7 protein-coding genes are annotated in these 8,452 nt (G+C 37.5%); 6 read left to right on the forward strand and 1 reads right to left on the reverse strand.

Annotated elements, in window-relative coordinates:
• The first annotated feature begins 740 nt into the window (after nucleotides 1-740).
• From ACPV3A_RS33920 to ACPV3A_RS33930, 3 genes are all read left to right on the forward strand, one after another.
• A complete protein-coding gene (locus tag ACPV3A_RS33920) occupies nucleotides 741-1,844 on the forward strand; it encodes an RES domain-containing protein (protein WP_063477609.1) in 1,104 nt (367 codons plus the stop codon).
• A 222-nt stretch (nucleotides 1,845-2,066) separates the two neighbouring features.
• A complete protein-coding gene (locus tag ACPV3A_RS33925; RefSeq protein WP_063477610.1) occupies nucleotides 2,067-2,573 on the forward strand; it encodes a hypothetical protein in 507 nt (168 codons plus the stop codon).
• Nucleotides 2,574-2,578: 5 nt separating this feature from the next.
• Nucleotides 2,579-3,337 carry a helix-turn-helix transcriptional regulator gene (locus ACPV3A_RS33930; RefSeq protein WP_063477611.1) on the forward strand — a complete coding sequence of 253 codons (759 nt, stop codon included), beginning with the start codon at nucleotides 2,579-2,581 and terminating at the stop codon, nucleotides 3,335-3,337.
• A gap of 236 nt (nucleotides 3,338-3,573) precedes the next feature.
• Here the strand turns inward: ACPV3A_RS33930 and ACPV3A_RS33935 are convergent, their stop codons facing one another.
• The gene (locus ACPV3A_RS33935; RefSeq protein ID WP_063477612.1) at nucleotides 3,574-5,643 is read right to left on the reverse strand and encodes an ATP-dependent DNA helicase; all 2,070 of its coding nucleotides are present in this window, start codon (nucleotides 5,641-5,643) and stop codon (nucleotides 3,574-3,576) included.
• 327 nt (nucleotides 5,644-5,970) lie between these two features.
• Here ACPV3A_RS33935 and ACPV3A_RS33940 point away from each other — a divergent pair, with 327 nt between their 5' ends.
• From ACPV3A_RS33940 to ACPV3A_RS33950, 3 genes are all read left to right on the forward strand, one after another.
• Nucleotides 5,971-6,387 (forward strand): hypothetical protein, encoded by a 417-nt coding sequence (locus ACPV3A_RS33940; protein WP_063477613.1) that lies wholly within the window; start codon nucleotides 5,971-5,973, stop codon nucleotides 6,385-6,387.
• Between the two features lie 650 nt (nucleotides 6,388-7,037).
• Nucleotides 7,038-7,616: a hypothetical protein gene (locus tag ACPV3A_RS33945; RefSeq protein ID WP_063477615.1), complete on the forward strand. Its 579-nt coding sequence runs from the start codon at nucleotides 7,038-7,040 to the stop codon at nucleotides 7,614-7,616.
• Nucleotides 7,617-7,953: 337 nt separating this feature from the next.
• Nucleotides 7,954-8,301, forward strand: coding sequence for a hypothetical protein (locus tag ACPV3A_RS33950; RefSeq protein ID WP_076153638.1), 348 nt, complete (start codon nucleotides 7,954-7,956; stop codon nucleotides 8,299-8,301).
• Nucleotides 8,302-8,452 lie beyond the last annotated feature (151 nt).

Consider the following 8,452-nt stretch of genomic DNA (forward strand, 5'->3'; position numbering starts at 1 on the left):
ATGTACATTTAACCATTTAGTATGCATATATCGAAGAACACCAACACCTCACTCCACGCACATCCTATCATCACTGTCGATTTCTTCCCCTACCTCTTTTTTCACTCCTCCTTTCTCACGAATAGCAATTACCATTTCCTGCCTGTTGGTTTGTTGGCCCCATTTCAACCCGGTTTTAATTCTTTTAGTAGAACTCTTCTATGTTTTGGGGATACCTCGTCCTGGACCCTGCGCGTGACAAGCCCCCACCCCAACAAATTTATGAGTAACTTGATTCGTATTAAGTTGCAGAGATGAATTCTGCTACTAAATCCGTACGAATAGGACCAGGTAGAAGATCGGGTATAAAGGGGCAGGAAAAGGACGAATCAGAAAAGTCGAAGATGAGGGGCCTAAGTTGTGCGTAGAGTGAGGTGTCTGTGGTGCGTATATGAAGATGGGATTCTCGCATCCAGCTTCATATCGGGGGGGGATAATTGCTTTATACCTGTTGGATGCGAGGTCCGCGGTTCGCGAACCTATTTATCATAGCAGATCATTTATTGTTCGAGAAACAACGTTGGATTTCCCATAGAATACTGCCGGAGGAAGGGCAAAGAAGGGCACTCTCCCCTTCCCTTCTGGTACTCAACTTCTGCATATTTTAAGATGGAGAAAAAGTGGATCGTGAGTTAAGATTAGTGAAAAACATCTACTCAGGCATTAAGATAACCTGGTAGGTGGAGTAGGGGGGTACCTAAATGAGCAAATTGGAGCTTAATAATTTTGAATTACCGTTCATCATCCAGAAGGATTCGGAATATTACACAAAGCTCGAAACAGTGCTTAAACAGTATTTGTCTGAAATCCAGCAGTATGTGGCTCCGGATACATATCAACTTGCAGCGAGGAATACTCAATTTATATTGGAGGCCATCAATTACTATTACGATGCAAATCTTACATACGCAAAAAAAAATATACTTAAGATTTTGGTTTATTGTTCTCATGATCCATTTATTGTTGCTCGGTTAGATGATTCAACAGCTTTTCGGGGATTGACAAGAGTAAATAAGAATATAAATGAATGGAGTGGGGTCGCGACACATCCAATTCGTATGTATCGAGCAAGATTAGGAGTAAACAACTTCAACAAAAGCGGATTTTTACATATACCTTTCAGTAACAGGGGGAACGTATCTACGCAGCGATTCAGTATAGCCGGTGTACCCAGCATGTACTTTGGCTTAACTTCCTATGTTTGCTGGTTGGAATTGCGTAAACCTGCAGACAGTGAGTTTAATGTGGCCGCATTTGACATGCCAAATGACATGAAAGTTTTGAATCTAGCCATTCCTCAAGCGATGTTAAATGGGTACTCGAATTCCGATGAACTCATAAACCCTCTGGGTAGTATGATTGCACTGTTCCCTCTTGTCATTGCCACATCTTTTAGGATCAATGAGGAAAATCGAACATTTCGAAGTGAGTACATTATATCTCAATTAGTGATGCAGTGTCTGGCCGACTTTAACATTGATGGAGTCGCATACAACTCAAATCGAGTTGATAGTCATTCCAGTAATTATCCGTTCTGTATTAACTTGGCGGTACCCATGAAAAATAATCCGGGTAAAGAATACTCTGAATTTGCTGAGAAGATTCGTCTTACCGATCCCATCAATTTTGCAGAATATAAGCATTTAACTAGAAAACCTTTACAATCGACAGGTAACTATAGTTCCTTTGCTAAATTATACGAATTTCATGGGGTAATGTTCATGAACAAAAGAATTCGATATGATCAACTAGACTTCAGTAATTTAGATGATTACTTGTTTAATGAGTCATTTTCAGTGATGTAAGAATAGCAAGGCAAACGGAGCTCACTATTCATAGTGGTTCCGTTTTTTTATCCGTTTCTGGAATTGGTTCTTATCGATTATACTCCTAGTATAGCTGTCTAAATTTCCGGCGTATGAGGTCTGTGCTATAATCAAAATATGGAAGCGCACAAATGTTCTTATACATGCCATTGGACGGAAATACAGTTCAAACAAGTTACATCATGAAAGGAAGATGTATAGATGATTTTTGATGAATTTCCGAAACAAATTCGAATATTAACAACAGCAAACAGTGTCATTTACACGCTTTTAATCGTAGTGTTTATCTGTTTGGGGGCTTACGAAGGTCAATCAGAATTTATCTCCTCGTTCATCCGAGCGTTTGGAATCTTCTGTTTCCTTCCTTTACTGCTAATGGGGGCGCTCAAAAGAGACAGGGCAAAACGTCTTCTTACTCCTCCAAAAGATCATAATACTCCTCCTAAGCTGCCACCTATGATGCCGCCATTACGGACATTGTTATGGATCCTATTGGAAGTGATCGTTACAATATGTCTATATTTAGCTTCCTTTTATTTTCTCACACAAGGAAACTTCTGGCCATTAGCAGTATTCTCGTTATTGATATTTTACGTAATTAATCGCTATCACCGATCAAGATATGAACTGGAATTTGCATATTATGCACTCAAACAAATCTTGGATGAGGTGATAGCGACAAAAGAAAATCAAACTAATAAGGAGTGATCTATATGGATAAACCTTTAACTCCTATAGCACCAAACAAGCTCGGTTTAAGTGCCAAAGATATTATTTACCTTATTGTCTTTAGGGAACTGCAAACGCACTCCAAATACATGCGTGAGCTTTATGATTCTGTTGTAGAAGAGCCCGTTAACTTAAAATCCAAGTCTTATATTTATCAGGCCATCCGAGAAATGGAAGCACAAGGATGGATCAACTGTATTGAAATTAACGGGAAAACCCGGACGATGGCCACTACAGAAGCGGGAGAAAAGAAACGAGAAGAGTTCGCTGCTACTTATCTTAAAACACTCATTCGCTTAAAAGATGCAGCGGACTATTTTGCATACGAAATCACCGGTACTGGAAATAAGAATAAGCCTGTTTGGGATGAAGGTGTTCTCAAACATTTTAATCGCCTCATTAATGTCCGACATCTAGCTCGTTATCTTTTTCTCTCCATATTAAATCAACCCGAGTACTCTGCAGAAACAGCCATCAGCATTTATGAACTTATGAATTATCGTTATGGTTGGCAGTGTGGGGAAGGTTATATTTATGAGCTGGCTCATGAAATGGAAGATGCGAGTAATGGATGGTTAGAAGGAAGATGGAATTCTAATCGTCGGCATAATTATGTATATCGTCTAACAGAACACGGCTCCAATATGATTTCTAAAGAAGGTCAGGCTGCATTAAGTTATATACAAAACCTCCAATTGTACACGCACAATTTACTCCGGCTCTTCCAGCATAATGGGAAGTAACCAAGACACGATACTTCTCATTTTGCTTTACCTATGGTATTCCTTTTCTCACTTTACCTGGTTGGAAGCCCTAATAATTTAGCACAAAAGCTTTCAGGAAAAAGAACAACATTAAAAGAGCGGAGGGAAGATCCCTTCCGCTCTTCATGTCCTCTAAAGCAGGTTTTCTGGGGTGTCCTCTTCGAATCAAATTTCATCACAATTGTATCCTCTTAGTTAATCGTAAGCACCCACATCTAACCGGCATCGGCTACTGTCGCACTGTTTAGCTGCAATGCTTTACTATCGAGGACATCAGAACTAATATTGTCCTTTACAAACTTTGCGACCTCAGAAAAATCCTCAGTGATATTAGTGAATGGGAGTGCCTCAAGAACATCCTGTCGATAATCTCGATTTGCTTTAAGTGACATTCTTGAATCTAGGATGCTTAAGACACCAAAGTCCGTTTCACTTCGGATAAGACGACCTGTACCTTGCCGAAGTCTAATTAGCATATCCGGAATATATACATCTTTCTGAGGGTCTTTAGCTGTCGCTACTTTATACTCGTACACGGGATCAGCAGGAACGGGGAAGGGGAGACGAACAATGATCACTTGTGACAGATCTGGACCCTTAATATTAATACCCTCCCAGAACACCCCTGTTCCAAGTAAGACCCCGTTAGACTGACGAAACTCTTTGATAATCTCATCTTGAGAAGAGCCTTCACTTTGAACAAATAACTTCCAGTCTAGATTTTGTTCTTTTAATTTGTCATATATTACCCTTAGGTCTTCTTTTGCTGTAAACAATACTAATGTACGGCCTTTTGTCAAATTACAGAGCTTAATAAGTTCCTGGCAGGCTGCAGTAAGAAAAGAGTCTTTATTATCTGGCTTATAATATGGGATGTTGTTATTAATATACATTATCGTTTGGTTAGCATAATCAAATGGAGAGAGTTGACGGTCTCCAAACTCTCCCTCGTAACCAATTGATTTTGAAAGATAAGCATATTTTTCTTTTAGTTCTTCTCCACCTTGGCAAAGAGTTGCTGAAGTAAGAGCAACCGGTGTGCTTCCATCAAACAACATTGATCGTAAAAGCTTATTGACCTCTTTCGGACAAATGCTAATGACAGTTTCTCTTTTGGGCTTTGAAGCCCAATATAAATGACTGTCTAGTTGACCACTCAGAATACCATATAGATCGAGCAGGTCGCTGACTGCCTCCAAGGCGTTCTCTTGTTCCCGCTCACGACGAGAAGATTCTAAAAGAGATAAACTAGTGTGGATATCTGACAACTCGTCCATCACTTTTTGGAAAGCAATTCTCTTCAACTTAGGAATTTTTATTCGGTCAGTGTCTTGTGAGGAAAGACCTTTTATAATCAGATCAACCTGTTCAAAAACCTGGGAGAGCGATTTTTTTACTGAAGCAAATTGTGAGTAAAACCCTCGATTTCCAGTCCCTATGATAAGAAGTTGCAAAGCATTATCCAAATCGTTTTCGATCTCTCTTAAGGAAAATTCGATAGTCCTAGCATCACGAACCTTGGCCTCTAGATTATGTGCTTCATCTATGATTATAAGAGCAGGATTAGGTGTTATAAGCCTGCTGTTCCCTGCTTGTTTCTTAAGCAAGTCTTGAATGAGTAGGTCCTGATTCACGATAATAAAGTTCATTTCACCCCGAAGTGACTTTATCTTGGACCTCATGGAGTAGAATGAACACCCTCTTTTGTAATGACACCTCTCTTGCTTACATTTCTTCACGCAGAATTCTGACCACTCAGCATTCGATACCCTTCCTTCGATGTTTGCTCGTTCAGTAATTTCACCTTCCATTATCCCTTTAATAATGTCATGATTGGGATGGTTTTTGGAGGTACTATAGAGATAAGCAACACGGTCAGCACAAGCGTAATGAGTCATCCCCTTACCTACAATAGATCTGACTCCGGAAAATCCTAATTTAGCTGTGATTGTATGGAGATCTTGGTGTATTTGTTCGGAAAGCTGAATAGAAGAGGTCGCAATGACGATGGGGCGGTTCATGAATTGGTTGATATAGAGACTTGGTATTAAATATCCAAACGACTTCCCGATCCCGACACCCGCTTCAATCATTATGTTCTTACTATTTATATATGCATCTACTATATCAAGCGACATAGTCTGTTGCCCTTCACGATCATTCAGACCATACTTATCGTGATGATCATAAATCTTATATATGGCATTGAATAGTTGTTCTTCAACACTCTTCTTTTTCACATGTTGATATGAGTAAACTTCAGAAAGCCAACTAATAAAGACCACCTCATTACATAATTATTCCATCATAATATTATACCACAAATTAAGTACATTTGTTCGTAGGTGATCAAATAAATTTCTATATATGTGTATATTTTTTATTCGAAACACTATATGTAGTGGTCGTTATCGAAAAAAATCTAAAACAGGGCATTACGGGTATGTTCACACAGATAGCAAAAATTCAATAATATAACTCATCTTAAAATCAAAAAAACAATCTCTTTCTCGAAAATTCATTTAACGCTTATTATGGAGATGTAGTGAAGGAAAGGGGACCCACCAATTTGGGTTGACCAGAAGAGCAGACCAAGCGATGAAGGGAGTGTAATGGCATTGAATTTCAAAATCTTTCGAACACCTGGTCTAAAACCTTTTACCGATATTAATCATTCCGAAGTCGCAATATATCGTTTTACTAATTTCATTGTGGATCAACCTCTAATTCAAGTTATATCAGAGAATGAATCATTATCTATAAATGATTATTTGCTATGTAACTTGACGACTAAGTTTACTAAACCAAAAATAGTTGATCAATTACAAGCAAAAGATTCAACGTTTTCTAATCTAGAGCTGTATATAACATATATAAATTCACTCAACTTACCAGATGTCGTTGAAATGAATTATCTTTTGGTGAGAAGAGAGATAGCTGATATGGTTCTCAACGCATTCCGTGAGTTCGGTTTTTTTACCGAAGAAATAGATGAAGAGTCTGCAAGTAAAATAACAGTCTCTGTTTAGAAATTATAAGGAGTATAGATGAAGATTTTGATTAAGTATTTATTAATCATGTTACCCGCTTTTATTATGATTTTTGTATTTGCTTATGCAAATTTCTTTGAGGATTCAAACAAAAATAGCACTTGGGAAGTACTTTTGTTTATTACTCTTTGTCTGGTTAATCTAGTTTGCAATTATTACTTAATTGTACCTAAAAAATTTAAAGAACATTTACGAGCGGTGTTTTTTAATAACGATTAAATACTAATGGACAAATCTCTTGATATCGAAGACATTATAGGGGATATAATTGAAGATACAAAAAAAATCAGACAGCATTTGATGGGTTTACTCGGGATTCTCTAAAGAATTGTTTTCGTGATTCTACTAACAAGGAACGCTATTTCAAACTCTAACTAAGTCATTAGATGTATTAATAATCGTCTTATTGTCTACAATATTTTAACTCCTGGATCTAGCCTTAAGGCTATGTTTATTGAGTGGACTCTTTGCTTCCCTGTTTTATGTTTAGTGTCTTATACGAATAAACGGCGGCATTACTAGCATTCGAAATGCCTTGTAATTCATCGTTGTTTAGAAAAATGAGAGACTCGGAAACCTCTGTTTATGATAACGATCTCTTAGTAAACGAAGTAGAAAGGTGTCACGAGATGGATAGATTAATGCTTATTGAACAAGTAATGCTCAAGTGCACTCAGACAAACCAAGAAGATCCGCCCAACAAAGAAGCCTACATCAACCTGGATATATCAGTTTCAAAAGAAGAGCTACAACGTGGACAAATTCAAAGGGTGCTCAAATTATTTGAAATGGCAGAAAAGAAAAAAAAGAGAGGCCGCAGCTCCATCACCTTAACATTTGACGGAATTGATAGACGAGGACTTATTCAATACAATTCTGTGCGGGATTTCCTGCGACGACTTTTCAAAGCAAAACCTCACGCACTCTATTTATTACATAAGGATAGTAACCTTCAAGCAATCCTGCTCTGTTTGTTAGAAATTGATACCGGTACTTTTGGAAATCTTTTTTCTAAGTGGCAAAAAGGATATGCGGAATTTACATTTTACGGGGCTGATCTGGCTTCTCATATCCAATTGTATCTCGAAAATGCAATTCGATATGCTAATAGAATAAAAGTGGCCTCATCTTCACAAAGGGATTTTATAGTGTATATTCTTGATGCTATCGACTATGAGATTCTCATTGAAGATTCAGAGGTTTTATAAGAAAGAAGGTTGTACGTGTACTAGGTCAAAGCTCGCACATAAGTTTTCAGGGAGCTTTTTCTAACAATATGGGGAAGGTATGTAACTATGCCGTATGTATTTGTCTTGTTATTGATAATTGCGATTCTTCTTATTCTTATGCTGACAATGCGCCAAAGACCTATAGTGATACTTCAGAACAATAGATATTTCATTCAATATAAGGGGGATTCATGGTTTGTTAATTCAGAAATCAAATACATAAACAACTTTTTATTATTCCATGATCATGGATCGAATCGTACAATTGCGCTTAATTTAGAGAATCTTGAGGAGCTTATTATAAGGAAAGTTTCGATTGAAAAGGAGGCAGGAAAAAATTAATAAAATCGTTGTTGCATTATTGATGGTTATAGTAATCCTTCTGTATAACATTCAAATGAATATAACAGGAGTTTCAATATTCCGTTTAGCATTGAATTGTTTGGAGGAGATAAGAACTGCATTTATTTGGTTTTCCTCAATAGTAGAAGAGCGGGAAATGAGTTGGTTTTTGTCATTCATTCAGTGGTCAGTGATAGTACTACCACCAATTGTAGGGTTATGGTATCTGGTAAACAAATTTTTAGAAATTCGTACTGCTCTTATGGGGTCTAAGAAGAAAATCTCAAAGAAAAAGATGGAAAAGTGGCTTAGCTACCGATGATCTTATAATTGAGCATTTTGCATAATTCGAAAATTGACGTAAAGACAACAGGATCCAATAAGGATCAAGCTTATATGGTGGCTCCATTCTAAAAATGGACAGACCTGCAGAATTTTGCCGTTTCTATTTTTTAAACTGCTATTTTGTTCTT

Origin of the sequence: Paenibacillus sp. Dod16 (assembly GCF_049893405.1) — a bacterium.
Taxonomy (GTDB): Bacteria; Bacillota; Bacilli; order Paenibacillales; family Paenibacillaceae; genus Paenibacillus_AQ.

Coding starts and splice junctions, on each gene's coding strand:
- ACPV3A_RS33940 (WP_063477613.1), top strand. CDS start 5,971: ATGGCATTGAATTTCAAAATCTTTCGAACACCTGGTCTAAAACCTTTT.
- ACPV3A_RS33920 (WP_063477609.1), top strand. CDS start 741: ATGAGCAAATTGGAGCTTAATAATTTTGAATTACCGTTCATCATCCAG.
- ACPV3A_RS33930 (WP_063477611.1), top strand. CDS start 2,579: ATGGATAAACCTTTAACTCCTATAGCACCAAACAAGCTCGGTTTAAGT.
- ACPV3A_RS33945 (WP_063477615.1), top strand. CDS start 7,038: ATGGATAGATTAATGCTTATTGAACAAGTAATGCTCAAGTGCACTCAG.
- ACPV3A_RS33925 (WP_063477610.1), top strand. CDS start 2,067: ATGATTTTTGATGAATTTCCGAAACAAATTCGAATATTAACAACAGCA.